General features: G+C 33.3%; 26 protein-coding genes. 12 read left to right on the forward strand and 14 right to left on the reverse strand.

The features are described 5' to 3' along the window. Positions 1-69: 69 nt before the first annotated feature. From BSF41_RS08445 to BSF41_RS08455, 3 genes are all read right to left on the reverse strand, one after another. Positions 70-1,152: an efflux RND transporter periplasmic adaptor subunit gene (locus BSF41_RS08445; protein WP_095929053.1), complete on the reverse strand. Its 1,083-nt coding sequence runs from the start codon at positions 1,150-1,152 to the stop codon at positions 70-72. Between the two features lie 177 nt (positions 1,153-1,329). Further along, positions 1,330-1,710: a hypothetical protein gene (locus tag BSF41_RS08450; RefSeq protein ID WP_095929054.1), complete on the reverse strand. Its 381-nt coding sequence runs from the start codon at positions 1,708-1,710 to the stop codon at positions 1,330-1,332. A 169-nt stretch (positions 1,711-1,879) separates the two neighbouring features. Continuing rightward, entirely contained in the window at positions 1,880-2,287 is a 408-nt protein-coding gene (locus tag BSF41_RS08455; RefSeq protein ID WP_095929055.1) for a GNAT family N-acetyltransferase, read from the reverse strand. A 175-nt stretch (positions 2,288-2,462) separates the two neighbouring features. Here BSF41_RS08455 and BSF41_RS08460 point away from each other — a divergent pair, with 175 nt between their 5' ends. Further along, positions 2,463-3,026 carry an outer membrane beta-barrel protein gene (locus tag BSF41_RS08460; RefSeq protein WP_095929056.1) on the forward strand — a complete coding sequence of 188 codons (564 nt, stop codon included), beginning with the start codon at positions 2,463-2,465 and terminating at the stop codon, positions 3,024-3,026. 50 nt (positions 3,027-3,076) lie between these two features. Here the strand turns inward: BSF41_RS08460 and BSF41_RS08465 are convergent, their stop codons facing one another. The 4 genes from BSF41_RS08465 to BSF41_RS08480 form a co-directional block, all read right to left on the reverse strand. Then, on the reverse strand, positions 3,077-3,691 hold the full coding sequence (locus BSF41_RS08465) for a hypothetical protein (RefSeq protein ID WP_095929057.1): 615 nt from the start codon (positions 3,689-3,691) through the stop codon (positions 3,077-3,079). A 162-nt stretch (positions 3,692-3,853) separates the two neighbouring features. Beyond that, positions 3,854-5,731, reverse strand: a complete 1,878-nt coding sequence (locus tag BSF41_RS08470) for a M1 family metallopeptidase (protein ID WP_095929058.1) — start codon at positions 5,729-5,731, stop codon at positions 3,854-3,856. A gap of 284 nt (positions 5,732-6,015) precedes the next feature. Further along, positions 6,016-7,596, reverse strand: coding sequence for an NADP-dependent glyceraldehyde-3-phosphate dehydrogenase (locus BSF41_RS08475; protein ID WP_095929059.1), 1,581 nt, complete (start codon positions 7,594-7,596; stop codon positions 6,016-6,018). Positions 7,597-7,671: 75 nt separating this feature from the next. Then, positions 7,672-7,983, reverse strand: coding sequence for a rhodanese-like domain-containing protein (locus BSF41_RS08480; protein ID WP_095929060.1), 312 nt, complete (start codon positions 7,981-7,983; stop codon positions 7,672-7,674). 362 nt (positions 7,984-8,345) lie between these two features. On the opposite strand from BSF41_RS08480, the gene BSF41_RS08485 reads away from it, so the two are divergent. Then, on the forward strand, positions 8,346-8,972 hold the full coding sequence (locus tag BSF41_RS08485; RefSeq protein WP_095929101.1) for a Crp/Fnr family transcriptional regulator: 627 nt from the start codon (positions 8,346-8,348) through the stop codon (positions 8,970-8,972). 287 nt (positions 8,973-9,259) lie between these two features. After that, the gene (locus BSF41_RS08490; protein ID WP_095929061.1) at positions 9,260-10,045 is read left to right on the forward strand and encodes a sulfite exporter TauE/SafE family protein; all 786 of its coding nucleotides are present in this window, start codon (positions 9,260-9,262) and stop codon (positions 10,043-10,045) included. Between the two features lie 86 nt (positions 10,046-10,131). Here BSF41_RS08490 and BSF41_RS08495 read toward each other — a convergent pair whose 3' ends face one another. The 7 genes from BSF41_RS08495 to BSF41_RS08525 form a co-directional block, all read right to left on the reverse strand. After that, the gene (locus BSF41_RS08495) at positions 10,132-10,518 is read right to left on the reverse strand and encodes a helix-turn-helix transcriptional regulator (RefSeq protein ID WP_095929062.1); all 387 of its coding nucleotides are present in this window, start codon (positions 10,516-10,518) and stop codon (positions 10,132-10,134) included. A gap of 239 nt (positions 10,519-10,757) precedes the next feature. Beyond that, positions 10,758-11,162 (reverse strand): hypothetical protein, encoded by a 405-nt coding sequence (locus BSF41_RS08500; RefSeq protein ID WP_095929063.1) that lies wholly within the window; start codon positions 11,160-11,162, stop codon positions 10,758-10,760. A gap of 525 nt (positions 11,163-11,687) precedes the next feature. Next, positions 11,688-12,083, reverse strand: a complete 396-nt coding sequence (locus BSF41_RS08505) for a helix-turn-helix domain-containing protein (protein WP_095929064.1) — start codon at positions 12,081-12,083, stop codon at positions 11,688-11,690. Positions 12,084-12,215: 132 nt separating this feature from the next. After that, positions 12,216-13,070 carry a hypothetical protein gene (locus BSF41_RS08510; protein ID WP_095929065.1) on the reverse strand — a complete coding sequence of 285 codons (855 nt, stop codon included), beginning with the start codon at positions 13,068-13,070 and terminating at the stop codon, positions 12,216-12,218. Between the two features lie 193 nt (positions 13,071-13,263). Beyond that, positions 13,264-14,340 carry a cytochrome d ubiquinol oxidase subunit II gene (cydB, locus tag BSF41_RS08515; RefSeq protein ID WP_095929066.1) on the reverse strand — a complete coding sequence of 359 codons (1,077 nt, stop codon included), beginning with the start codon at positions 14,338-14,340 and terminating at the stop codon, positions 13,264-13,266. Between the two features lie 2 nt (positions 14,341-14,342). Beyond that, positions 14,343-15,689, reverse strand: coding sequence for a cytochrome ubiquinol oxidase subunit I (locus BSF41_RS08520; protein WP_095929102.1), 1,347 nt, complete (start codon positions 15,687-15,689; stop codon positions 14,343-14,345). A 396-nt stretch (positions 15,690-16,085) separates the two neighbouring features. Further along, the gene (locus BSF41_RS08525) at positions 16,086-16,676 is read right to left on the reverse strand and encodes an HD family hydrolase (protein WP_095929067.1); all 591 of its coding nucleotides are present in this window, start codon (positions 16,674-16,676) and stop codon (positions 16,086-16,088) included. A gap of 205 nt (positions 16,677-16,881) precedes the next feature. On the opposite strand from BSF41_RS08525, the gene BSF41_RS08530 reads away from it, so the two are divergent. From BSF41_RS08530 to BSF41_RS08570, 9 genes are all read left to right on the forward strand, one after another. Further along, the gene (locus BSF41_RS08530; protein ID WP_095929068.1) at positions 16,882-18,300 is read left to right on the forward strand and encodes a rhodanese-like domain-containing protein; all 1,419 of its coding nucleotides are present in this window, start codon (positions 16,882-16,884) and stop codon (positions 18,298-18,300) included. Between the two features lie 173 nt (positions 18,301-18,473). Next, entirely contained in the window at positions 18,474-19,043 is a 570-nt protein-coding gene (locus BSF41_RS08535) for a YeeE/YedE family protein (RefSeq protein WP_095929069.1), read from the forward strand. A gap of 11 nt (positions 19,044-19,054) precedes the next feature. Then, positions 19,055-19,531, forward strand: a complete 477-nt coding sequence (locus BSF41_RS08540) for a DUF6691 family protein (RefSeq protein ID WP_095929070.1) — start codon at positions 19,055-19,057, stop codon at positions 19,529-19,531. Between the two features lie 23 nt (positions 19,532-19,554). Continuing rightward, the gene (locus tag BSF41_RS08545; RefSeq protein ID WP_095929071.1) at positions 19,555-20,073 is read left to right on the forward strand and encodes a GNAT family N-acetyltransferase; all 519 of its coding nucleotides are present in this window, start codon (positions 19,555-19,557) and stop codon (positions 20,071-20,073) included. A 180-nt stretch (positions 20,074-20,253) separates the two neighbouring features. Then, positions 20,254-21,831, forward strand: a complete 1,578-nt coding sequence (locus BSF41_RS08550; protein WP_095929072.1) for a glycerol-3-phosphate dehydrogenase/oxidase — start codon at positions 20,254-20,256, stop codon at positions 21,829-21,831. A gap of 289 nt (positions 21,832-22,120) precedes the next feature. Then, positions 22,121-22,579 carry a MarR family winged helix-turn-helix transcriptional regulator gene (locus BSF41_RS08555; RefSeq protein WP_095929073.1) on the forward strand — a complete coding sequence of 153 codons (459 nt, stop codon included), beginning with the start codon at positions 22,121-22,123 and terminating at the stop codon, positions 22,577-22,579. Between the two features lie 13 nt (positions 22,580-22,592). Further along, positions 22,593-23,225 (forward strand): NAD(P)H-dependent oxidoreductase, encoded by a 633-nt coding sequence (locus BSF41_RS08560; RefSeq protein WP_095929074.1) that lies wholly within the window; start codon positions 22,593-22,595, stop codon positions 23,223-23,225. Positions 23,226-23,258: 33 nt separating this feature from the next. Beyond that, the gene (locus tag BSF41_RS08565; RefSeq protein ID WP_095929075.1) at positions 23,259-23,825 is read left to right on the forward strand and encodes a YceI family protein; all 567 of its coding nucleotides are present in this window, start codon (positions 23,259-23,261) and stop codon (positions 23,823-23,825) included. A gap of 205 nt (positions 23,826-24,030) precedes the next feature. Further along, positions 24,031-25,311: a hypothetical protein gene (locus BSF41_RS08570; RefSeq protein WP_095929076.1), complete on the forward strand. Its 1,281-nt coding sequence runs from the start codon at positions 24,031-24,033 to the stop codon at positions 25,309-25,311. The last annotated feature ends 160 nt before the right edge of the window (positions 25,312-25,471 follow it).

The following is a 25,471-nucleotide window of genomic DNA, read 5'->3' on the forward strand; positions in this document are numbered from 1 at the left end:
TTCAGGTTTCAAGTTTCAGGTTCAGTATGCAACTTGAAACCTGAAACTTGAAACTATTAAAACAAAAAACTATTCTGCTTTTAAGCGTAAATGATTGATTACTTCTTTAGGAGATTCGTAATCGAATTTAATTTTGTCGTTTTCTTTTACTTTCTGAACACCTTCAAGCAAGATCTTATCATTTTCTGTAAGACCACTTTTGATTACATATAAATCAGGGATTTCGCCAGTGATAGTGATTTCTCTAGAACTTACTTTATTGTCTTTTCCAACTACAAAAACATATTTTTTATCTTGAATTTCGTAAGTCGCTTTTTGCGGAATCACAATAGCGTTTTTAAGAGGGACATTCATTTGAACTTGGCCTGTTTCTCCATTTCTAAGTAATTTTCCAGAATTAGGGAATCTTGCTCTAAAAGCAATGTTTCCAGTTTCGTTGTTGAATTCACTTTCGATTACCTCAACATTTCCTTTTTCTTTAAAAATATCTCCGTTTGCCAAAACCAAATTCACTTTGTTATCTGCACGGTCTTTAATATTCGTTTCGTAACTAATATATTCTGGCTCAGAAACATTGAAATAAGCAAACATCTGACTGTTATCTGAAAGACTTGTCAACAATTCTCCCTCGTCAATTAAACTTCCTAGTTTTAAAGGAATACGGTCGATTGTTCCGTCAAACGGAGCTCTAATTTCTGTGAATGATAAATGAAGTTTTGCCAGCGCAACCTCAGCTTTTGCAGATTGCAATTTAGCCTGAGCCACGCTTAATTCGTTTTTAGAAACGATATTTTTATCTGCCAGTAATTTTGAATTTTGCAATTCAATTTCTACAGATTTTTGTTCTGACTGTGCTTTTAATAATTCTGCCTGATACATGTTTGGCATAATTTTAAACAACAGCTGTCCTTTTTTTACAAACTGTCCTTCGTCAACATATATATTTTGTAAAAACCCTTTTTCTTGGGCGCGAAGTTCGATATTACGAACCGATTTTATTTGTGAAACGTATTCTTTGGTAAATGAAGTATCGATTCTTACTGGATTAGTAACGGTGAATTTTTCTACTTCTTCTTTTTCTTCTTTTTTAGATGTACAGCTCGTTAAGCACACCAAGGCCATTAAGCCTGTGAACACAATAATTTTTTTCATGATTTAGTTTGGAAATTAAGCGATTGAATGCTTTGGAATGAAAATTCCTTTTGGATGTTAAAATGCATCAGTCAGCCTTAGCCCAGACCTTAACTTTATATAAGCAGAAGTAGAAAAAATATACAACAGCAAGATACGCAGAGATCAAAACTCAGGTAACCGATGTATACTTTAGAATCAAATTCTTAATACTCGTTGAGTAATATAGATAGGATTTGAATGCCCGAATAAAGGCGTAGAAATTTTTAAACGATTGGAATCATTCGCTGCAGACTGATCTGAAAGTGCCAGATACAAAGCGTCTACCAAACTATACGAAGCAGTAAAATATTTGTTCGTAAGTAAATCAACATCTTCACCTCCAACAAGATCTTCTTCTAAATCAATATCTGTAGCTTCTTCAATTGTTGAAGTTCCACGATCTTGATTAGTAAACTTAACTCTATGTTTCTGTAGGTGATGGTGAGTATGAGCACCAAAAGTATTTGCATTCAAATATTGGCCTCCGCCAAACAGAAGCATATTCATGAATACTAAAAATACTATTAACTTTCTCATTTCGGTGCGAAAGTAGTAAAAGAATTAAAACAAAAAAAGAATTTTTAACAAGGTTTAACAGTTCCATAAAACGAAAACGTTTTCATTCTCTTAATTTTTATTAATCACTTTACTTCAAAATTAAAATCCTTATTTACAACATTAAAAATCAACAACTTAAACTTCACAATTAAGAAAGCAAAATTTCCATAATCGTAAATTCTTGTCCTGATTTTACAAAAGTTTTAAAAGTATCTATCATTCCGAACTTCTCATAAAATGATTTTTTATTGGTTCTGGCGTTGCACCATACTTTTTCTACACCTTTTTCCTTTGCAAATTCTAGAATATACTTTAAAAGATGAGACGCAATTCCCTTACCTTGATACTCTTCTAAAGTAGCTAATTTTCTAAACTGCATTTCTTTTTCTTCCATAAAACAAGAGACTATAGAAACCAATTTATCTTCTTCAAAAACTCCAAAATGAATTCCTAAATTATCTTCTTCAAGCTGTACAAACTCAAAAGGCTGGTCTGGCCACATTACTTCGTGTCTTATTGGCCAAGTATCACTAGGGTTTATTGTTTTAACTTTCATTTTAATGTATTAAATCTTCTCAAAATTAATTCATTTTGATTTAATCGAAAAAAACAAACCAGAAATCTTGATCTGATTAATTATCAAAACTTTACAGAAAAATAAATCAGACAAATCATTCAATTCTAATCTATTATGATTATTTTTATAGTACCAAAATCAAATAAATTCCGTTATGAGAAAATTCCTTTTAGCAACATTTTTATGTATTTGTGCCAATGGATTTGCGCAATTAATACAAATCGGGCCGCAGTTTTCTACAAGCATTACTTCTGTCAATGCCAAAAATTTCAGTTCCGATCATACGAATACAGGAATTGGATTTGCCGCATTTGGCCGATTAAACCTTGCACTTTTTTATGCCCAGGGCGAGTTTGGATATGGTCAAACTAATTTTAGCGTATACCAAAACGGCGTGGGAGAAACCGAATTTAAACTATCAGGAACAGATGCTTCATTAATTGCAGGACTTAAAATTATTCCGCTTGGAAAACTCGGAAATGTGAGGCTTTTTGTGGGATACAACTGGAAAAATTATTCAGACATAAGTACCAGCAATAATCTCAATTCTATAGCTATAGAAAAAAATAATCATAGCATTCTTGGAGGTGTTGGAGTGGATGTCTGGAGACTAACTTTTGATGTTAGATATCTTGCTGGACTTAGTGATATAGATGCCTCTAGCAGTGAAATTAAAACTGGAGTTACCAATCTCTCCATTGGATTTAAATTTCTATAAAACTCATAATAAAAAAGGGAATCAATCGATTCCCTTTTTTTATTTATCATTTACATTTTAACGTAATAATTTTCCTCATTATCACTTTGTATCTTTTTTATTCCCTCTTCTGTTTTAACAGCTACATTAACAACATGCAATACATCTGACTTTTCATTAAGACTACAGTTCCAAACTGTTCCATCAGAAAGAATAATTTCTGAAAATAATGAGACCGTACTTTTGGCATCATTATAAACTAAATTTTCAGTTTTAAGAAGTTTCTTTACTTTTGTTTTTTTGTCGACCTCGTAAAACAAGATCTCATTTTCTTTAATTTCGACCACTTCATCAAAAGTAGATTGACTGGCGGTAACTGCTGTTGCCGCAGACCAAACTGGCTGACTTCCAGTTCTTCTCCAAGTTCCAATTGCTTGACTTAGAATTTCTTTTCTTAAAATTTCACGTAAAGTATCTACTTTATTAACAGCATCTTTTCCAATTTCGTTGTCCGGCTTAATCTTTGCAGCCAAAGAAAATAAGTCGATAGCTTTTACAAAATCGGCTTTTTTGTAGTAAGAAACAGCTAGTTCATATTTACTTTTTTGAAACGCTGCTTTTTGATCATTCTGCGCAAAAAACTGAAGACTGCTTAGCAAAGCAATCAGAAAAAAAGTATTCTTCATTAGATTTGGTGGTATTTTTAGTATTTGGCAAACGTAATATTTTTCCGAGAAATATTTGTGCTGTTTTTCCGTAACTTGAATATTTTTAATTATTTTAAACAAAAAGCGTCACTTTGCTAAAACAAAGTGACGCTTTAATTTATTTAGTTAAATTTAATTCAATTATTTAACATTTAAAACATTGTTCTCTGGTGTTGCATCCATAAATATTCCACCATCAATCTCAATTTTTTCGATTTTTTTTGCGCTTTTCAAAATTATTCTAGCTGTTTTTTGATTTTTCTCCCAAATCGCTGGCGTTTGATGCAAAATTGTTTTTGACTTATCAGCGTACGTAATTACAACATCAAAAGGAATTGCAAAACCTCCAATGTTTTCTATTGTTATGGTTTTCTTATCGGAAGAAAGACCTTTTACAGCAATATCTATGTAATTGTTAGTAAAGAACCAATTATTAAAAAACCAATTTAAATTCTTTCCTGCTGCTGTATTAAATGAATTAAAATAATCCCACGGAATAGGATGTTTTCCGTTCCAAGTATCCATATAAAAATGAAGCGCTTTTTTGAACATTTCATCTCCTAACATATCTTTTAGAGCCAAATAAGAAAGAGAAGCTTTACCATAAGAATTATTTCCATAACCTGCGCCAGAAACCTGTGTAGACATTGTTATAATGGGCTGATCTTGTTCTGAAGATCGATCGCTTATATAATGTTTCACTCTAAATTCTTTATAAAACTTATCGGCAGCCTCTTTACCATGTTCAGCAATTCCGATTAAATATTCAAAAGTTGTTGCCCAACCTTCGTCCATAAAGGCATAACGTGTTTCATTGATTCCCATGTAAAAAGGAAAATAAGTGTGCGCTACTTCGTGATCTTGTACTAACTGTGCAAAAATAGGATCTCCCATTTCAGAATCGTTACACATCATTGGATATTCCATATCGGCAAAACCTTGGAAAGCTGTCATTTTAGAAAATGGATATGGAACTCCTGGCCAATTGTTAGAAAACCAATCTAAAGCATATTGATTATTTTTTACCGAATTCACAAAATCGGTTCCTTTAACATTATAAGCCGCCTGAACGCTCGCGCGACGATTTGTCTTCTTATCCACTACAACACTACTAGCGTCCCATAAATAATGATCACTTAAACCAAAGCACACATCTGTTATGTTTTTAGCTTCAAATTTCCAGACATTCCAATCGTATTGTTTCGTTACAATTCCGCTTTTCATTTCCTGCTCGTTTGCAATATGCAGAATTTCATCTGTTGTGTATGATTTTTTTAAGCGTGAAGCAAATTCAGGTTGCAAAACCTCATCTGGATTTAATAAATCTCCAGTTGCATACACCACGTAGTTTTTTGGTGCTTTTACAGAAAAAACATAATCGTTGAAATCATTGTAAAATTCTTGGCGATCTGTATGTGGTAATCTATCCCATCCATTATAATCGTCAAAAACTGAAACACGAGGATAACTATACGCTACAAAAAATGTCGTTTCGTCAATCTGGCCTTCTCTACCGCTTTCTTTAGACAAAGGATAATTCCATTGAATATTTATAATGGTCTTTGAATTTGGTAAAATTGGTTTTTGCAATTTTACATTTCCAACAGTTCCCCAGTTTTTAGCGTCTTCTTTATACACTTCATTTTCTACTTTCAATGAAGTAATTGTTAATCCATCGCTTAAAAAATCATTGCTTACTTCACCTCCTCTTGGAGAAGAAGGCTTGTGAAGGTTGTTTACAAAACGAATAACTAAGTTTCTTAAAGTATCCTTGCTATTGTTTTCGTAAATAATGGTTTCAGTTCCACTAACCAATCTCGTTTTCGGATCAACTGAAATTTCCATATTATATTTTCCACGGTTCTGCCAATAGTTTGCGCCTGGTTTTCCGTCTTTAGAACGGGTGCCGTTTTCATAGGCTTTTTTTATATTTCGAGGCATGTAAAGCTCTTGAGCAATAGTATCTTGGGCAAAAAGAACGAATGCTATTAATGCAAATTGCAAAAATCTCTTTTTCATAAATAATTCTTAGGTCTTTAAATTGTTTGATGTATAAGACTGCTGTTTTAAAACAATGTTACAAATTTAATTATTAATTGTTAATGATGAATTGTAAGTTGTGAATTGTAAATGGTGAAATGTGAGATGTGAGATGAAGAAAAACTTCATTTTACATTTTACATCAAACTTTTACAAAAAAACTTAGAATCTTAGCTCCTTAGAAACTTAGCATCTTTAAAAAGAAAAACCGTCTATCACCAAAAGGAATAGACGGCATCTACAATTAATATATAACCTTGATACTACAAAATATAATCTGTATTAATAAAATTCGATTCTTTGCTGTTAAGCAATTCCTGCAGAATCTCATTATTATAATCGATATCTTTTGAAGCTACAAACGTACGAATTGAGAAAGAACGTAAAGCATCTGGAATACTTAAAGTTCCTACAGCAGAATCTTTTCTTCCTGTGAAAGGGAAAGCATCTGGCCCTCTTTGGCAAGAACTGTTGAGGTTTACTCTACAAACTAAGTTAACTAAGGCATCAATTAGCGGCGCAAGAGTTTTTATATCTTTACCAAACAAACTTACTTGCTGTCCGTAATTTGATTCTGCCATATCTTTCAATGGTTCTTTAATATCTTTGAAAGAAAGTACAGGAACAACTGGCCCAAACTGTTCTTCGTGATACACACGCATTTCTTTATTTACTGGATATAAAACTGCTGGAAAAATATAGTTATCAGTATGTTTCCCTCCTTTTTCATTAATGACTTTAGCTCCTTTATGAAGAGCATCATCAATTAAGCCTTGAATATATTTTGGTTTGTCGGTTTCTGGTAGCGGTGTTAGAGCAACTCCCTTTTCCCACGGATTTCCAAAAAGCAAACTGTCTACTTTTTCAGAAAAACGTTTATTGAATTCTTCAGCAATCGATTCGTGAACATATAACACTTTCAAAGCAGTACAACGTTGTCCGTTAAAAGACAAACTTCCTGTAATACATTCCTGAATAGCCAAATCTAAATCGGCATCTGGAAGAATAATTGCTGGATTTTTAGCTTCTAAACCTAAAATTAAACGCAGTCTATTTTTGTTTGGATGCTGATCCTGTAAAGCAATTGCCGATTTACTGTTTCCAATTAAAGCTAAAACGTCTATTTTTCCAGATTTCATAATCGGAGAAGCCACTTCGCGTCCTCTTCCATAAACAATATTGATTACTCCTTTAGGAAAACTGCTTCTAAAAGCTTCCAATAATGGCGAAATACATAAAACACCATGTTTAGCTGGTTTGAAAATTACGGTATTTCCCATAATCAAAGCAGGAATCAACAATGAGAAAGTTTCATTCAAAGGATAATTGTAAGGTCCAAGACATAGTACAACTCCAAGAGGTCCACGGCGAATCATGGCGTTTACACCTTGCACTTTTTCAAAATGCGAACTGCGTCCGTTTAATTCTTTGTAGCTGGCAATAGTATCGTAAATATATTCTACAGTTCTATCAAATTCTTTTTGCGAATCTCCTAATGACTTTCCAATTTCCCACATTAAGTATTTCACTACTTCTTCGCGGGTTTCTTTCATTTGTTTCACAAATTTTTCCATGCATTTAATACGATCAACTACTTTCATAGTCGGCCATAAGCCTTGTCCCATATCGTATGCATTGGTAGCAGCTTCGACAACTTCCGCTGCTTCTTTTTCTCCCATAAAAGGAATAGATCCTAATAAAGTCGGCGAATACTTTTCTGTTAAAGAAATAGTAGAAAACACAGGTGTGGTTTGCCCTGTCCATTGTTTCAATTCTCCATTTACAAGATAGGCATCTTGATTTATCAGACTATTAATCTGATATTCTTCTGGTATAAAACTCATAATTTGGTTTGTTTAATGGTCTGGTAATTTTATTTTCAAAAGAAAAAAGAGGCTTTTTTACTGCCTCTTCTTCTTTTATGGTTGTACTGTTTCACCTTCCCAATCTAGGATTCCTCCAAGCAGATTGTAGGCGTTTTCGATACCCAATTCGTTCATAATCTGGCATGCTTTTGCACTTCTAGCCCCAGAACGACAGTATACATAATAGTTTTTATTTTTGTCTAATTCTTCAATCTCATAAATAAAAGCCTGCCCTTTATTGATATCAATATTAAGAGCGTTCTCAATATAGCCATCATTAAATTCGTCCTCAGTTCTTACGTCAAGTATAACTGCATTTTCGTCAGCTTCTAACTGAGCAACCCAATCTTCTTGTGATAAATTCATAATAAAATGTGTTTTTGTAAAATTACGACGTTTCTCTATATAAAAAACGTACCAAATGCGATTTCGATTATTATTCTCAGAAAACGTTTTAGAGAAAGTATTATAATCAGTGAATTACAAATTTAGTTACTATTTTTAAAAATTCAGCCTACAAAATCGATAGAAAATAGGATTTTTTCATTTACATAAAATTAATCTTAAATCTAGTTTTCTGATAATTATTCCCATTCCAAACCCTTATCTTTGCAAACAATCCTATATTTTTATCCGATTTTGATAAAAATATTCGCCACCAATTACACGAATTCTCAATAATTAATTGTTTTGAATTAATGCAATTGATGGCAAAAAAAATCTACAATATGCAACATTCATTAAAAACCATCTTTCCTAATTTCTCGAACGAACTCATTGCTACCATAGAAGAAAACGGAAGCCTTCAAGATTTTGAAGCCGGAACCATTTTAATGCGTACCGGTCAGTATATTAAAAATACAGTTTTGATAACTAAAGGTAAAATCAAAATCTATCGCGAAGGTGAAGACGGCGGAGAGTTTTTAATGTACTACTTGCAGCCTGGACAAGCTTGTGCGATATCAATGATTTGTACAGCAAAAAGCGAAAAAAGCCAGATTATGGCAAAAGTGGTTGAGGATGTTACTGTTATGATGATTCCGTTGCAATTAATGGACAAATGGATGATGGAACATAGAAGCTGGTACGAATTTGTAATTGAAACCTACCGAAGCCGTTTTGAAGAAGTTCTCGAAGTGGTAGACAATATCGCTTTCCGTTCTATGGATGAAAGATTAGAATTCTACTTAAAAAGACATTCTGATGCCTGTGGCTGTTCTGAGGTAAATTTATCGCATCAGGAAATCGCAACCGAATTAAATACTTCGCGAGAAGTCGTTTCCAGATTACTCAAAAAAATGGAACAACGCGGTCTGGTCAAACTCAACCGAAACCAGATTGAGTTATTGAAATAGTTTTTTCTGCCACGAATTCACGAATTTTATTTTTTTCAATCTGAACCGAAAAAAATTAACTAATCTGTGAAATTTATTACACAAATAAAATTAGCACTAATTCGTGAATTCGTGGCGAAAATTTTTCCTGTTGTCAGGCTGAGCGAAGTCGAAGCCTTACAAAGCATTTCGACTTCGCTCAATGTGACAGAATAATTTGTGAAATTCGTGGCTAAAAAAAATCTTCTGTGATAAATGTTACTGTAGATTTCTAATTTCCGAGGCAACTTTGCATTAAAACAAATGCAATGGAATATTTAGGATTTTTTGCCTCAATCATAATCGGAATTTCGCTTGGCTTAATTGGCGGCGGAGGTTCTATTCTTACTATTCCTATTTTAGTTTATTTATTTAAAGTAAATCCCGACCAAGCCACTTCTTATTCTTTATTCATTGTCGGATTAACCGCTTTATTTGGAAGTTACAGCCATTATAAAATGGGAAATCTAAAACTGAAATCGGCTTTGTACTTTGCTGTTCCCTCAGTTATTTCGATTTTAATAATTCGTGAAGTCATATTTCCGCAAATTGCATCGACTTTGTTTTCTGTTGCTTCCTATACCGTTTCAAAAGATTTTCTAATTATGATCATCTTTTCTATCCTAATGATTACGGCAGCCATTTCTATGATTAAAAAAAATCAGTCCGAAATTAAATCAACAGATACTAATTATTCGCAATTGAGCTTTATAGGTTTTTTGGTCGGAATCGTAACCGGATTTCTAGGTGCAGGCGGCGGATTCTTAATTATTCCTGCCTTGCTTTTTTTCGCCAATCTGCCCATGAAACAAGCCGTTGGAACTTCATTATTAATCATCACTATTAATTCGTCAATAGGTTTTGCTGGCGATCTATACATTGGGACACCAATAAACTATAGTTTCTTATTAAGCGTTTCTGCAATGGCTTTAATCGGAATGTTTATTGGAAGCCAGCTTTCTAAAAAAATGGACGGCGCGAAATTAAAACCTCTTTTTGGGTGGTTTGTGCTCGTGATGGGATTTTATATCATTGCCAAAGAAGTTTTATTCTAAAAAGAATTTCAACGCTTTATTTAGTTTCACTTGTAGAGTAATCTTTGTCAAAGTTTTAAACTTTGACAAAGATGAAACTAAAACCTTCAAATTTCTCCAAATTTATCTTTATAGCGTTCCAGCTCAATTTCAGTTCTGGAAAGCAGTTTTTCAAGCAATTGAATTTTATCTTCATAAAGCTCCTTCAAAACTGAAGAATTGTCGGCATTAATCAAAATACTGCCGTTATTGTTTCCTGTTATTTTGTTGTAATTATTAAAGTATTTATCGTAATCAAAACTAATTATATCCTCTACGCTTACATCCAAAATTCTTCCTATTTCAACCAATTTTTCGTAACTCAAAGAAGTCTTTCCTTTTTCAATTTTACTATAACCAGCTTGGGTTACGCCTAATCTTTCTGCCATGTATTCCTGAGTATAATTTTTTAACTCTCTAATATTTTTGATTTTACTTTTAATTGTTGTGGCCATATTATTTCTGATTTGTGGTCATGTATAGTCAAAACAGCCAGCCGTTAGAATGTAACGGCAAGACTATACTATTATTTTTATTGGGAAATTATAAAACTACTTCATAACTAAAGACTTATGTCGCAGCGTTTTGTTAATTTTTTCTTTGTGTAATGATAAAATAACCGTACATCAAAGCTGCCATTATGAAAAATGCAATCATAACGGGAAATACTGAATATAAACATCTCTGATTTTTTTTAAGCAGTTCTTTTTACACTTCTTTCAAACTGAAGATCTAAGTAAGAATCGATTTGCTTGCCAACCAATATGCGGTCTTTGGTGGCAATTTTAGTCCTTATTTTGTTCTGGTAAATATCTTTTACAAAAACAAAATAGGCAAATTCGGCCTTGTTCCCGAATCTCATAGCTAAAATAAACGAATAGCACAAAATTGCAGGAATAATGTAATACAAGTCCATTAAGTTGGAAAATAGCATGCAATAATATGTTGCAGCTGTTACGGCTAAAAAAGCACCGTTTTCAAGAAAATATTTCTTCTTTTTTTTAAGCAGTCCAATTTCTTTAATTTCATCAAAGTGATACTGCCAATTCTTAGATTTGTAACGAAATCTAACCTTGTCGGAAAAAACTGTTAAAGGCATAATAATTTAGTAGGTAAAAATAGATTTAAGCTTCTAGTGAAAAATCAATTTCTAAAAATTCTTAGGGGGAAAAAATTCTTAGATACGCAATATTAAGCATTAACACTTTTTTTTTCTTACAATTAACATTATAGAATATAACTATCGGTTGTAATTAAATCTTTCGTAAAAGTTATCTTATACTTTATTTACAAAAAAAAATCTCAAGTAAGAAGATTCTTTTGGGCGTTGCCTCCGGCCGGGCTATCCGCTATATTCCCGATTAACAAAAACTACGGCTAAAAAGCCTTGTTTTTCTAAATCGCGAGATACCGCTCCTATCCCTAACGCAGACTCAGGTAAAATGACGTTTTAGTCTTTAAAATTTTCAATCAATTGCCTCAAGCTTTAGCTGGAGGTAAACAAATGTATACAAAAAAGGCTTTAGCCAAACCTGGAAAGTTTGGCTAAAGCCCAATGCAAATTCAAACAAAAAACCTCCAGTTAAAACTGGAGGCAATTCATTTCTTTCTTTATGTTTTTCTATTACTTTTTAAGCAATTTCTCTAAATATTCTACTTTTTCTTTTTCAGCTTGGACCAATCGTTCATAAAGTTCAACCACTTTATCTAAAGGGTTAAAAGTCGCATACATTCCTTGATTAAAACTATTTCCTTGACTTGAACTATTATCATAAAAATTATTGAAGAAATTGAAGACAGATTCTTCCGAAAAATTTTCAATTGCTTCAATAGAAACACCAAGTGCTTTTGCAATTTCTGTCAATTTCTCATTATCAATCGTTTCACTCGATTCTATATTCGAAACAGTTTGCTGGCTTAGCCCAATCGCAATTGCCAAAGCTTCCTGCTTCATTCCTTTAAGCTCTCTAATTCGGCTTATGTTCCTTCCTATATGTTTTGGTTTTGCTGTTGTGCTCATAATTCAAAGATATTTAAATTTCTTGAAAAATTATTTGATTCGTAAAAATACAAGTTTTTCGTACTAATGCAAAAAAGCCATAGTCTAACTTTATGATTTTTCTAAAGCCAAATTGACTTTAAAATAAAAACTTTATCTCAATTCATAAGTCCATTTTGAAGTCTTTTCATCAAAATCTACAGAAATATAAGCCATATAATCAACAGCAATTTGTGTTACTTTACTTCTTTTTAATTCCCAACTCTTTACTTTTTTGAGTAATTCTGTAGCATAAATTTCAAATTCTGTTATAGGTCTTTTACTTTTTACATTAAATTCTGTCATTAAACCAAAATTCGGATCAATTTTAAAATCCTCAGAAGATTTATGCCAATCAAAAAAATTAAAAACAGAAACTAATTCTCCTTTTTTATTAATGTACAATGCAAAAAGCCCGAATGGTTTATCAGATTTTATAGCTTTCGCATCTTTAAAAATGGAGTCGAGATTGGTAATTGGTTTCGTAGGATTAAATTCATTGTTCACAGTATAGTCAAGATCATAGATGTAGTTATCTAATTTAAATTCATTTCCATGATCCAACACCTTTTGCAGACGAGGATCAATTCCTCGTTCCCGAATAACCTGCGAATTGGAACACATAATACTAAAACCTAATTTTCCTTGATATTCAGAGGCAAAAACTAGTAATTTCTGATTCTTATAAACTTCCGAATAACAAGAACTCCCACCAGAGTATACTTTTTCGTAGTAAAATGTAAAATTTAGTTCTTTTGGAATATTAGCTTTTTTATAATTTTTGAGCACTTTAACTTTTATAGAATAAGTAGCAGAATCTTTGGCAATTTTTTTAAGTGTTACTAATCCTTCAAAAACATACTTGGAAGAATAAAACTCTAAAATTGGTTTAGGTGTATCACAACTGCAAGCAACTGCTTTTATAGATCCAAATAAGAAAATAAGTAATGCTATTATTTGTTTTTTCATTGATGCTTTTTAAAAAAAATTGCCTCCAGCTTCAGCTGGAGGTAAACAAATCTATATAAAAAAAAGCTTTAGCCAAAATCGTAAAGTTTGGCTAAAGCCTAATTCAAATTCAAACAAAAAACCTCCAGCTAAAGCTGGAGGCAATTCATTTTATATTGAAACTAAAATTCGTGAATTCGTGGCTATAAAAAAATCAATGTTCTCCATATCCAATATCATCCATTTTTCCACTGAAAACGCGATATTGAATAATAAAATAAATAATTACGAGAAACAAAGCGATAAAAAACCAGCTCAAACCAGCGTTTAATCCGTATTCGTGAGCTGCAGTGTTGTAAATCGTTAAAGACGGATTTACTTTATTAGTGGATGGCAAAACATTCGGAAAAATCGAAACAGCTGTAGACGCAAATCCGCCAACTAAGAATAAAGTTGAAAAAATAAATCCTTGACCGTCTTTTTTGAAAGAACGAACTTTGAATAATCCCGCAATTCCAACAAAAGTCATTAAAGGAAAAAACCAAAGAATCGGATTTTCAATAAAATTATGAAACGGTTTCGGCTCGATAAAGTGCCAAATTCCCAAAGAAATAAAGACTAAAATAAGCAGAACAAAGTTCAATCTAAAGATTACATTTTTCAATTTCGGATTTAAAGCAGAATTCGTTTTGTAAATAATCCAGTTTGCACCGTGAATTGTCAATGCCACAACACTCACAATTCCTAAGAAAAGCGTAAACCAGTCAATAATTCCCAATTCATTTGCTTGCGGACTAAAAGTCGGATTCCACAAAGGCAAAAAGAAATAATGCGCTTCCTGCGTAGAAACTCCGTTTTGAACCATTCCGAGATTCACGCCTCGAACAATATTTCCCAGAGCAATTCCGAAAAACAAAGCCAAAAGCAAACTCGCAATTCCGAAAGCTTTATCCCAAATACTTTCCCACATATGATTATGAATCTGTCCACGCATTTCTAATCCGATGGCACGGAAAATCAAAAGCCATAAAATCATAATCAGAGGCAGATAAAATCCGCTAAAAGAAGAAGCGTATAAAGTTGGAAAGGCAAAAAACAAAACCCCTCCTGCCGCAATTAGCCAAACTTCATTGGCATCCCAAAACGGACCAATGGCGTTGGTAATTGCCTTTTTATCTTTTTCTGTATCGGCAAAAAATAAGTGAATAATTCCTGCACCAAAATCATAGCCATCTAAAACCAGATAAACAGCCAAAATTCCCATTAAAACTACGTACCAAAAAAATTCCATACTTATATTTTTTCTGTTGAAAGTTCCACTTTATGTGGCCCTTTATTGATAATTTTTCCAACTAAAAGTAAAAACAGCATTCCCAGTAAAAGGTATAAACCAATAAAACCAAGCAATGTAAACAAGGTATTTCCCGATGAAACCGTTGGTGAAGCTCCCTCTGCGGTTCGTAATAAATTATAAACCAACCAAGGCTGCCTTCCTAATTCTGCCGTGTACCAGCCTGTTGTATTGGCAATGTATGGAAATGGCATCATGAACATTAAAGACCATAAAATCCATTTGGTTTCAAACAATTTTCCTCTAATTAATTGAAAAAGCGAAAGCACCATTAATCCGATAAAAACCGTTCCGAGTCCAACCATGATATGATACGCATAATACAGTCCAGAAATATTAGTTGGATGCAAATCTTCTTCGAACTGATCTAATCCTTTTATTTCCTGATCCCAATTTCCATAAGTCAAGAAACTCAAAATATTAGGAACGGCGATTTTGTTGTCCAATTTTTTGTCTTTCACATCGGGCTGACCGATTAAAACAATTTCAGAGCCTTTTTTCTCGGTATGAAAAATCCCTTCCATAGCCGCAAAAGTTACCGGTTGATATTTTACTACATTTTTAGCCAATAAATCTCCTGTTGGAACAGCCACAATTACACTCGAAATCAATCCGAAAACAACCCCTGTTTTTAAGAACAATTTCCCGAAAGAAACATTTTTATTGCTTAAAATATAAAAAGCTCCAATTCCAGCTACAACAAACGAACTTGTAACTAAAGAAGCTGCCTGATTGTGCAGATAAGAAGGCCAAAGCCACGGATTTAAAAATAAAGCTTTGAAATTTGTGAGTACAAATTTTCCGTTTTCCAGAATTTCATACCCCACAGGATTCTGCATCCAAGAATGTGTAGCAATAATTAAGTAACCACTCGCCCACGAACCAATCATGATTAATAATCCCGTTACAAAATGCCATTTATGTCCGAGTAGTTTTTCTCCAAATAAAAATAATCCGAGGAAAGAAGATTCCAGAAAGAAAGAAAACATTCCTTCCATTGCCAATGTCTGCCCGATAATTCCTCCTGTTAATTCGGAGAATTTAGCCCAATTGGTTCCAAACTGAAACTCCATCGGGATTCCCGTTACAACGCCCATTGCAAAATTGAGAGCGAAGATTTTCATCCAGAAATGGGTGGCATGATTGTATTGTTCGTCTTTAGTCTTGAGATATTTCCACTTGAAGTACACAATGATCAGCGAAAGACCCATTGTAAGTTGCGGAAAAAGATAATGAAAAGTAATCGTGAAGGCAAATTGCATTCGATCATAAAAGAGCATTTCTTCCATAATGGTAATTTGTTTATGAAGTTCCACAAATTTAACCATTAGAACCCGAATTAACGTCCTTTAAAAAAAGTTTATCGCCCGATATTTGTTAAACTTTTCAACAATTTAAAGGGTAGAAATGACACTTCTACTTTTTTTTATTTGCGCATAGTTTGTCATTTCGACCGAAGGGAGAAATCACACTAGAAACTCGGCAAAGATTTGACTTTCGTTACGGAGTTACTTGCGAAGATTTCTCTCCCGAAGCCTCGGGATCGAAATGACAAGATTGTGTTTAGATTTGCATCCGTAACATAACCCGTGGTTTCAACCACGGGAACACAATGCATATCCGACACGTTTCCTGCGGTTGAAACCGCAGGCTATGTTTGATTTTGATTGCGTGGTTATTTTGGGTTATTTTTCTAAAATCCCTTTTTCAACACTTTCATTAATCAAACCTTCTGCGTAATTCCATAAAGATGCTGAACCATTTTTAATGACGCTTTTCTTCTCATAAACTTTATCATATTTCACTCCAAACTCTTTCCAAGTTCTGCCATTGTTTGATGTATTCTGCAATAATGGCTCAAGTCTGTCCATAGATTTTGCAAATTTGGCTTCGTTGGTTTCTCCAGCTTCAAATTCTTCCCAGATTGCAATAAATTCTTCCGCTTGATTTTTAGGCAGAAGACCAAAAATTCTGTTTGCGGCCAAACGTTCTTCATCTGTATTATCATGATTTTTTACGGTATCATAAATAAAAACATCTCCTGCGTCAATCTCTACGATATCGTGTATCAAAACCATTTTCACGACTTTCAAAACATCAATCGGTTCATTGGAATGTTCTGCCAAAACAATTGCCATTAAAGCCAAATGCCAACTGTGTTCTGCATCATTTTCACATCTGTCGCTGTTGAATAATTTTGTCTTGCGCTGAATGTATTTTACTTTATCAATTTCTTTTATAAAAGCAATTTGATCCAATAAGTGTTGTGTGTTCATTTTATTTTTTGTTTTGAAATGACATTCGTCATATGCAAAATTAAAGCTTAAAGCGTAATTGCTCAACTTTAAATTTAATTTATCTCAACCGAATATGACAAACACCACTTTTTTTTACACAAAAACCTAATTTCTGTAACATTAGTCACCTATTTTTTTAAAAAACAAAGTTACCTTTGTAACCCATCATTTTACAATACCTATCATGAAAATAGAACAAATTTACACCGGATGCCTTGCTCAAGGTGCATATTATATCACTTCAAATGGTGAAGCCGCCATTATTGATCCGCTTAGAGAAATTCAGCCTTATCTGGATCGTTTAGAGCGTGATGGCGTTAAACTGAAATATATTTTTGAAACGCATTTTCACGCCGATTTCGTTTCAGGTCACGTTGATTTAAGCAAAGAAACCGGAGCTCCAATCGTTTACGGTCCAAATGCTGCTTGCGAATTTGACTGCATTTCTGCGAAAGACGGTCAGGAATTCAAAATCGGAAAAATAACAATTAAAGCACTACATACTCCAGGTCATACCATGGAAAGTACTACTTTTTTATTGATTGATGAAAACGGAAAAGATCACGCCATTTTCTCTGGGGACACTTTATTTATCGGAGATGTTGGCCGTCCTGATTTGGCTCAAAAAGCAGCTGGAATGACACAAGATCAATTGGCTGGAATTTTATATCATTCGTTAAGAGATAAAATCATGACTTTGGCTGATGACGTAATTGTATATCCTGCGCACGGTGCGGGAAGTGCTTGCGGAAAAAACATGAGCAAAGAAACGGTTTCAACAATCGGAAATCAAAAAGCAACAAATTATGCTTTGCGTGCTAACATGACTGAAGAAGAATTCATCAAAGAAGTAACGGATGGATTATTACCTCCTCCAGCCTACTTCAGCATGAACGTTGCCATGAATAAACAAGGTTACGAAAGCTTTGAAACAGTTTTACACAACGGAATGAAAGCGATAAATGTAAAAGAATTTGAAGCAGTTGCTGAAGAAACTGGCGCTTTAATTCTAGACACAAGAAGTGCAGCTGATTTTAGTAAAGGATTTATTCCGCAATCTATCAATATCGGAATCAATGGTGATTTTGCGCCGTGGGTTGGAACTTTAATTGCCGATGTAAAGCAGCCTATTATTCTGGTTACTGCAGCTGGCATGGAAGAAGAAACTGTAACGCGTTTAAGTCGTGTAGGTTTTGATACAATTATTGGGCATTTGGAAGGCGGTTTTGAAGCTTGGCAAAATGAAGGTTTCGAAATTGACACTGTTAACAGAATTACTGCTGAACAATTTGCAAATGAGTTTAAATTTGGCGAAGATAAAGTCGTAGATATCCGTAAAGAAACAGAATACGCAGCAGAACATATTGATGACGCTTACAGCAAACCTTTGGCTTACATCAATGACTGGGTAAAAGATATTAACCCAAATGAGCATTTTTATTTGCATTGCGCTGGAGGCTACAGGAGTATGATTGCAGCTTCTATCCTTCAAGCAAGAGGTTTCAGAAATTTCTCTGAAGTTGAGGGCGGTTTTGGAGCAATTTCTAAAACCAATGTTCCAAAATCAGATTTTGTCTGCCAGAGCAAGGTTTTGAAAGCATAAACATTGAACATAAATTTTTACCATATAAGTGATATAAGTTCATTTTAGTTTGGGGTGATTTTAAGCCCACTTCTTATATTTACTCAACTTTTCTAAGTTATATAAGAAACTTCAACTTATAATTTCTTATATAACTTATATGGTAGAAAAAATACTTAATCTTTAAATTATTTATGAGTTTACTAGAAATTTTGAGAGAACCATGGCCTTGGTATATTGCTGGCCCGCTGATTGGATTAACAGTTCCAATTTTATTAATTATTGGGAATAAATCTTTCGGGATTAGTTCTTCATTACGTCATATTTGTGCGGCTTGTATTCCTGCAAATATTTCATTTTTTAAATACGATTGGAAAAAAGAAAGCTGGAATTTATTCTTCGTTCTTGGAATATTTTTCGGTGGTTTTATTGCGGCTCACTTTTTATCAAATCCAAATCCTGTAGAAATTGCTCCTGAATTATCGGAAAAATTATCAACTTACGGAATTACAGACCACAGTGGTTTAGTTCCGTCGCAATTATTTTCTTGGGAAAGTTTATTAACGCTTCGCGGATTTATCATGATTGTGGTTGGCGGATTTTTAGTAGGTTTCGGAACACGTTACGCTGGCGGGTGTACAAGCGGACACGCGATTATGGGATTATCAAACTTACAATGGCCATCATTGGTAGCAACAATCTGTTTTATGATTGGCGGTTTTGTAATGGCACTTTTGATTTTACCTTATATTCTTTCACTTTAAAAATTTCAAAAATGAGTTTAGAAAATAAAAATATAGACGGCGAAGGAATCAACGCAAGCCAGAAAAAAGAAACTGCATTTGCAAACCTAAAATATTTAATCGTTGGAATCTTTTTCGGAATTGTATTCGTAAAAGCAGAAATCATCAGTTGGTTTCGTATTCAGGAAATGTTCAATCTGGAATCGTTTCATATGTATGGCGTAATTGGATGCGCTGTTGCTGTTGGATTAATTTCAGTACAATTGATTAAAAAATTTAATATCAAAACTCTTGATGGCGAAAAAATCGAAATCCAGCCAAAGACTTTCAACAAAGGACAAATCTATGGCGGATTATTATTCGGTTTCGGATGGGCTATTACGGGAGCCTGTCCTGGTCCGCTTTTCGCTCAAATAGGAACTGGTGCTACTGTAATCGTGGTTACTTTGGTAAGTGCTATTGCTGGAACTTGGGTTTATGGTTTGATTAAAGATAAATTGCCTCATTAATTTTTTATAAAGTAAATCCAAAAATGAATTCTACAGAACAGTTAGTATTACGAAAAGCAGTTCTTTCTGAAGTGCCTGCAATTTGGGAAATACTGCAAGATGCAATTGAACAAAGACGATTAGACGGAAGCACGCAGTGGCAAGATGGTTATCCGAACGAGCTTTCTGTTAAAAATGATATCGAAAATGGCTACGGTTATGTACTAACAGAAAACGAATCTATTTTGTGTTATGCCGCTATTATGTTCGACAAAGATCCTGCTTACGAAAACATCGAAGGAAAATGGCTAACTGATAGCGATTATACTGTTGTACACCGCGTCGCAGTTTCAAAACTAGCAAAAGGAAAAGGGATTGCAACAAAGCTATTTGAAAAGATTGAAAGTTTATCTGTTGAAAATAACATTTACAGCATAAAAGTTGACACTAATTTTGACAATGTTCCAATGCTTAAAATTTTAGATAAACTAAAATATACGTATTGCGGCGAAGTCTATTTAAGAGGCGCTGCAAGAAAAGCTTTTGAAAAACGATTGATCTAGATAGACAATATATATAAAATTAATAACCCGACTGGTTTAAAAGCCTGTCGGGTTTATTTTTTTTAGATCTAGTAAATCCAACTTGAAACCTAAAACAAATAAAACCTGAAACTTTTTCTTCATCAATTTTTAATTTCATTTCGTTAAGTTTGCTTTAAACAAAAAAGTCCCTTAAAAAATATGAATCGTTCAGAGCAGTTATTAAAGCTACAAAATACAGAAAATTGGGACGTAATAATTATAGGCGGCGGAGCAAGCGGACTCGGAACCGCAATTGATGCAGCAAGTCGTGGTTACAAAACAATCTTGTTTGAAGCTGTAGATTTTGCAAAAGGAACTTCTAGCAGAAGCACCAAATTGGTACATGGCGGTGTAAGATATTTGGCGCAGGGCGATGTTCATTTAGTTAGAGAAGCATTAAAAGAAAGAGGATTATTGGCGCAAAATGCAAATCATTTAGTTAAAAACCAATCCTTTGTTATTCCAAATTATCATTGGTTTAGCGGTTATTTTTATACCATCGGATTAAAGATTTACGATTTATTGTCTGGTTGCCTGAGTTTAGGAAGTTCTAAATATCTTTCGAAAAAGATAACTATTGAAATGCTTCCAAACGTAGAAGAAAATGGATTGGTGAATGGCGTTATTTATCATGATGGCCAATTTGATGATTCTCGTTTAGCAATTAACCTTGCTCAAACGGCTGTAGAAAACGGAGCTTGTGTTTTAAATTATGTAAAAGTTGTCAATTTGCTAAAAGACGACAGAAATCAAGTTATAGGTGTTCAAGTTCAAGATCAGGAAAGCGGAATTAAACAGGATATAAAAGGTACTGCCGTAATTAACGCAACAGGTGTTTTTACAAATGCAATCATGAAATTGAATGATAACGTTTATAAAAAATACATTGTTCCAAGTCAAGGAATTCATTTAGTATTTGATAAATCTTTTTTGCCTGGAGATCATGCCTTAATGATTCCAAAAACAAAAGACGGGAGAGTTTTATTTGCTGTTCCGTGGCATAATCGTGTTGTAGTTGGAACGACCGATACTTTAATTAAAAAACAAAGCTTAGAGCCCATTGCTTTAGAAAGCGAAATTCAATTTGTTCTCGAAACCGCTCAACGTTTTCTAACCAAGAAACCCACAAGAGCAGATGTTCTTTCTGTTTTTGCAGGATTGCGCCCATTGGCTGCTCCCAAAGAAGAAGGTAAAAGCACCAAAGAAGTTTCTAGAAGTCATAAAATTATAGTTTCAGAAACGGGGCTAATTACTATTACAGGAGGAAAATGGACAACATACAGAAAAATTGCTGAAGATATTATGGATAAAGCAATCAAAACTGGAAAATTATCTCCGAAGGAATGTCGCACAGAACATCTTCCCATTCATGGAAATAAATCTACGAATTCTTTAGATAGAGAAAATCACCTTTATATATATGGTACTGATATTCCTAAAATAATTGAATTACAAGAAAGCGAACAAGAGTTAAAAGAAAAACTGCATCCTGATCACGAATTTACGATGGCAGAAATTGTTTGGGCTATCCGTTACGAAATGGCAAGAACGGTAGATGATATATTAGCAAGAAGAGTTCGTTTATTGTTCTTAGATGCAAGAGCTGCAATTGAAGTTTCTGAGAAAACGGCAAGAGTAATTGCTAAAGAATTAGAACATGATGAAGCTTGGATTAACACAGAAATTGCCAATTTCAAACAAATTGCAAAGGGTTTTCTTCTCTCGGAATTCCAATAAATAGTAAATTCAGCCTATCTTCAATAACTTTTGTTTTAAAATCTTCTTACAAAAAGGCATTTAAAAAATAGTATAAATCAAAATTACTTCTTGATTTTAAAAAATCATTAATTCACAATATATCAGATCGTTATATTAAAAAATTACATTAATTTTAGTATCGAAAAACTATTCTTTTAGTTCTTACTAGAAGCGCCCTTAAACACATTAACAAATAATTAACACAACATTTGTATATACAACTATTAAAAGTTATACATTTGTATATACAAATTATACACTTACGACTATGACAATTGAAGAGGTTATTAAGAGTACGGTTAAGATGGATAATGCGAAAAAAGTTATTCTGAATATCATGTACACGCAAAATGTGATTCAGGATCATTTCAACGAGTTGATCAAACCGTATGATTTATCTGGAGAACAGTATAATGTGTTGCGTATATTAAGAGGACAAAAAGGAAAACCTGCTAATATGTGCGTGATACAAGAGCGAATGCTTGCTAAAACAAGCAACACAACACGTTTGGTAGACAAATTATTATTAAAGGATTTTGTAACTCGAAATGTCTGTCCAGATAATCGAAGAAAAATTGAAGTTTCGATTACAGAAAAAGGATTAGATGTTTTAAAAGAATTAGATCCGAAAGTAGATGAACACGAACAAACGTTTGCTAACAATTTACAACCAGAAGAATTAGTTTTCTTAAATCAATTATTAGAGAAATATAGAACCAACAAATAAAATAATAAAAACTATGAGCAATTTCTTAGAAAATCAAAATTGGAGATACGCAGTCAAACAATATGATGCTTCAAAAAAGATATCAGATGCTGATTTAAATACATTAAAAGAAGCAGTAAGATTAAGTGCTTCTTCATACGGATTACAACCTTATAAAGTAGTTATTGTTGAAAATCCAGAATTAAGAGAAAAATTAAAAGGAGCAGCTTGGGGACAAACTCAAATTACAGATGCTTCTCACCTATTCATTTTTGCAAATGATTTAAGCCTTGACGGAGGTTCTGTTGATAAATACATCAACAATATTAGCGAAGTAAGAGGCGTTCCTGCTGAAGCTTTAGGCGGATTTAGCGATATGATGAAAGGTGTAATTTCAAATTTATCTGAAGACGCAAAACACATCTGGACGGCAAAACAAACTTATTTAGCTTTAGGAAACTTATTAAATGCAGCTGCCGAATTAAAAATTGATGCTACTCCAATGGAAGGTTTCAGCGCAGCTTCTTTCAACGAAATTTTAGGTTTTGACAAATTAGGTCTAAATGCTTCTGTAATTGCAACTGTAGGTTACAGACATGATGAGGACAAATCTCAACACCAGAAAAAAGTTAGAAAATCACACGAAGAATTATTTATCACTCTATAATTATTTATTAATCAAATTTTAATTTTAAAAAACATGAAAAATTTAAAAACTATTGCAATAGCATTATTCGTAGCAGCTGCTAGTATCTCAGTAAATGCTCAAACTAAAAAAATCGACGTAAAAGCATCTACTATTAAATGGGTAGGTAAAAAAGTAACTGGAGAGCACTCTGGAACAGTAAACTTCAAAGAAGGTTCTGTAGTTTTCAAAGGAAAAAAATTAACTGGAGGAAGCTTTACAGTTGACATGACTTCATTAACTTCTACAGATTTAACTGGAGAATACCAAGGAAAATTAAACGGTCACTTAAAAGCTGACGATTTCTTCGGAACTGACAAATTCCCAACTTCAAAATTAGTTTTCAAAACTATCGGTGCAAAATCTGCTGACGTTTATACTGTAACTGCAGACTTAACTATCAAAGGAATTACTAAACCAGTAACTTTTGATATCACTGTAAAAGGAAACACTGCTACAACTGCTTTCAAAGTTGACAGAACTAAATACGATATTAAATACGGTTCAGGTAGCTTCTTCGACGGTTTAGGAGATAAAACTATCAATGACGAATTCGAATTGGCTGTAGCTTTAAAATTCTAATATTTCAAGCTTACTAATTCAGAAATACAAAACCCCAACAGTTTTTTTACTGTTGGGGTTTATTCTTTTCTAAGCTTTTCAAAAACTTAACATTCTTAATAATATAGTAACTCTTTCGTAATAAGTATCAGGACTTTGATTAACATACGGCTTCTATTTTTGGGACAATTAAAAAAATCAAAAACTAGAAATTAAAATCATAGTTATGAAAACAAAATTACATTTTGCATCTATAATCTTCATTATCAGCTTTTTCGCACAAGCTCAACAACAACCAAAAGGAATCGTTGGAACTTCAAACTGGATGACTAACTGGACGAGCTTTAAACCAGCTGGTAATGACTATGGCGAAGCAACCAATATAATTGCCGGAACAATCGACAAAGACACCCGATTGGCAAAGCGTAATATTTATCATTTAGTTGGTGTTGTATACGTTACAAATAATGCCACTTTAACAATCGAGCCTGGTACTGTAATACGTGGCGATGATAAAACCTGCGGAACTCTTGTAATTACAAATGGAGCTAAAATTATAGCTGAAGGATTAGAAACCGATCCGATTATTTTTACTTCTGAAAATGAAATAAACAATAGAAAACCAGGTGACTGGGGCGGAATTATCGTTTTAGGAAAAGCTCCAATAAACTCTCTTGGAGGTATACATACATTGCCTTTCGATTTAGATCCAACCTTAAATCACTATGGAGGCCAAGATCCAGAAGATAACTCGGGAATTATTAAATACGTGAGAATCGAATATGCTGGAAGAAAATTAAGCGCTTCTAAAGAATTAAATGGTCTTTCTCTTGCTGGCGTTGGAAGAAAAACAATTGTTAGTCATGTTCAAGTTAGCTTTTCGAATGATGATTCTTTCGAATGTTATGGTGGAGATTTAAATCTGAGCAATTTGGTTTCATTTAGAACAACAGATGATGATTTTGATTTTACCCAAGGTGCTCAAATTAACATTAGCAATAGTATTGCTGTTCGCCATCCATTTTCTTCAGATATTTCAGGTTCAAGATGTTTTGAGGTAGATTCATACGAAAAAGTTGCGGCTACAGACATGACTAAGAAAATGACTAAAATATATGCCAACAATATTACATTGGTTAATTTAGAAGAAAACAATCAAGGCTTGGTTAGAGAATCTGCCTATATTAAAGAAAACACTTTTTTCAATTTAACCAATAGTGTAGTTTCTGGATTTGCTCCTTTTATTTTATTGGAAGGAAATATCGGAAATGGTGAAGCTAATCTATCAAAAATCACATTTAAAAATGTAATTGCAAACAATTGTCAAGGAGAAATTGAAAGTGAATCTGGAAGCAATATTCCTGGCATAAAAAATTATTATGGTAACCCAGCGTACGGAATAGAGTATACAAAAATGAAACTTAGCGAGCTATTTGCTATTCCAAATATTAAAGGAAATCCAGATTTTAGACTAAATGTAAATAACACGGTAGCAAGTGGTAACTAAGGAGTTATAGAGATACTTTGAATTAAAATTTAACAAATTTTACAAATTCGAAAAGTTTTTTTTCAAATTTTATGTACTCTAATTAAAATTACATTTATATCTTTGTGACATCAAAATAAAGAAATGAGAACAATTTTAAACAATACTTGGTGGTGGAGCA

It is taken from the genome of Flavobacterium sp. ACN2 (genome assembly GCF_002303885.1).
In the GTDB taxonomy this organism is placed as follows: Bacteria; Bacteroidota; Bacteroidia; order Flavobacteriales; family Flavobacteriaceae; genus Flavobacterium.

Bases quoted from the DNA above. Each gene is read 5' to 3' on its own strand.
- BSF41_RS08445 (WP_095929053.1), bottom strand. From the start codon at position 1,152: ATGAAAAAAATTATTGTGTTCACAGGCTTAATGGCCTTGGTGTGCTTA.
- BSF41_RS08450 (WP_095929054.1), bottom strand. From the start codon at position 1,710: ATGAGAAAGTTAATAGTATTTTTAGTATTCATGAATATGCTTCTGTTT.
- BSF41_RS08455 (WP_095929055.1), bottom strand. From the start codon at position 2,287: ATGAAAGTTAAAACAATAAACCCTAGTGATACTTGGCCAATAAGACAC.
- BSF41_RS08460 (WP_095929056.1), top strand. From the start codon at position 2,463: ATGAGAAAATTCCTTTTAGCAACATTTTTATGTATTTGTGCCAATGGA.
- BSF41_RS08465 (WP_095929057.1), bottom strand. From the start codon at position 3,691: ATGAAGAATACTTTTTTTCTGATTGCTTTGCTAAGCAGTCTTCAGTTT.
- BSF41_RS08470 (WP_095929058.1), bottom strand. From the start codon at position 5,731: ATGAAAAAGAGATTTTTGCAATTTGCATTAATAGCATTCGTTCTTTTT.
- BSF41_RS08475 (WP_095929059.1), bottom strand. From the start codon at position 7,596: ATGAGTTTTATACCAGAAGAATATCAGATTAATAGTCTGATAAATCAA.
- BSF41_RS08480 (WP_095929060.1), bottom strand. From the start codon at position 7,983: ATGAATTTATCACAAGAAGATTGGGTTGCTCAGTTAGAAGCTGACGAA.
- BSF41_RS08485 (WP_095929101.1), top strand. From the start codon at position 8,346: ATGCAACATTCATTAAAAACCATCTTTCCTAATTTCTCGAACGAACTC.
- BSF41_RS08490 (WP_095929061.1), top strand. From the start codon at position 9,260: ATGGAATATTTAGGATTTTTTGCCTCAATCATAATCGGAATTTCGCTT.
- BSF41_RS08495 (WP_095929062.1), bottom strand. From the start codon at position 10,518: ATGGCCACAACAATTAAAAGTAAAATCAAAAATATTAGAGAGTTAAAA.
- BSF41_RS08500 (WP_095929063.1), bottom strand. From the start codon at position 11,162: ATGCCTTTAACAGTTTTTTCCGACAAGGTTAGATTTCGTTACAAATCT.
- BSF41_RS08505 (WP_095929064.1), bottom strand. From the start codon at position 12,083: ATGAGCACAACAGCAAAACCAAAACATATAGGAAGGAACATAAGCCGA.
- BSF41_RS08510 (WP_095929065.1), bottom strand. From the start codon at position 13,070: ATGAAAAAACAAATAATAGCATTACTTATTTTCTTATTTGGATCTATA.
- cydB (WP_095929066.1), bottom strand. From the start codon at position 14,340: ATGGAATTTTTTTGGTACGTAGTTTTAATGGGAATTTTGGCTGTTTAT.
- BSF41_RS08520 (WP_095929102.1), bottom strand. From the start codon at position 15,689: ATGGAAGAAATGCTCTTTTATGATCGAATGCAATTTGCCTTCACGATT.
- BSF41_RS08525 (WP_095929067.1), bottom strand. From the start codon at position 16,676: ATGAACACACAACACTTATTGGATCAAATTGCTTTTATAAAAGAAATT.
- BSF41_RS08530 (WP_095929068.1), top strand. From the start codon at position 16,882: ATGAAAATAGAACAAATTTACACCGGATGCCTTGCTCAAGGTGCATAT.
- BSF41_RS08535 (WP_095929069.1), top strand. From the start codon at position 18,474: ATGAGTTTACTAGAAATTTTGAGAGAACCATGGCCTTGGTATATTGCT.
- BSF41_RS08540 (WP_095929070.1), top strand. From the start codon at position 19,055: ATGAGTTTAGAAAATAAAAATATAGACGGCGAAGGAATCAACGCAAGC.
- BSF41_RS08545 (WP_095929071.1), top strand. From the start codon at position 19,555: ATGAATTCTACAGAACAGTTAGTATTACGAAAAGCAGTTCTTTCTGAA.
- BSF41_RS08550 (WP_095929072.1), top strand. From the start codon at position 20,254: ATGAATCGTTCAGAGCAGTTATTAAAGCTACAAAATACAGAAAATTGG.
- BSF41_RS08555 (WP_095929073.1), top strand. From the start codon at position 22,121: ATGACAATTGAAGAGGTTATTAAGAGTACGGTTAAGATGGATAATGCG.
- BSF41_RS08560 (WP_095929074.1), top strand. From the start codon at position 22,593: ATGAGCAATTTCTTAGAAAATCAAAATTGGAGATACGCAGTCAAACAA.
- BSF41_RS08565 (WP_095929075.1), top strand. From the start codon at position 23,259: ATGAAAAATTTAAAAACTATTGCAATAGCATTATTCGTAGCAGCTGCT.
- BSF41_RS08570 (WP_095929076.1), top strand. From the start codon at position 24,031: ATGAAAACAAAATTACATTTTGCATCTATAATCTTCATTATCAGCTTT.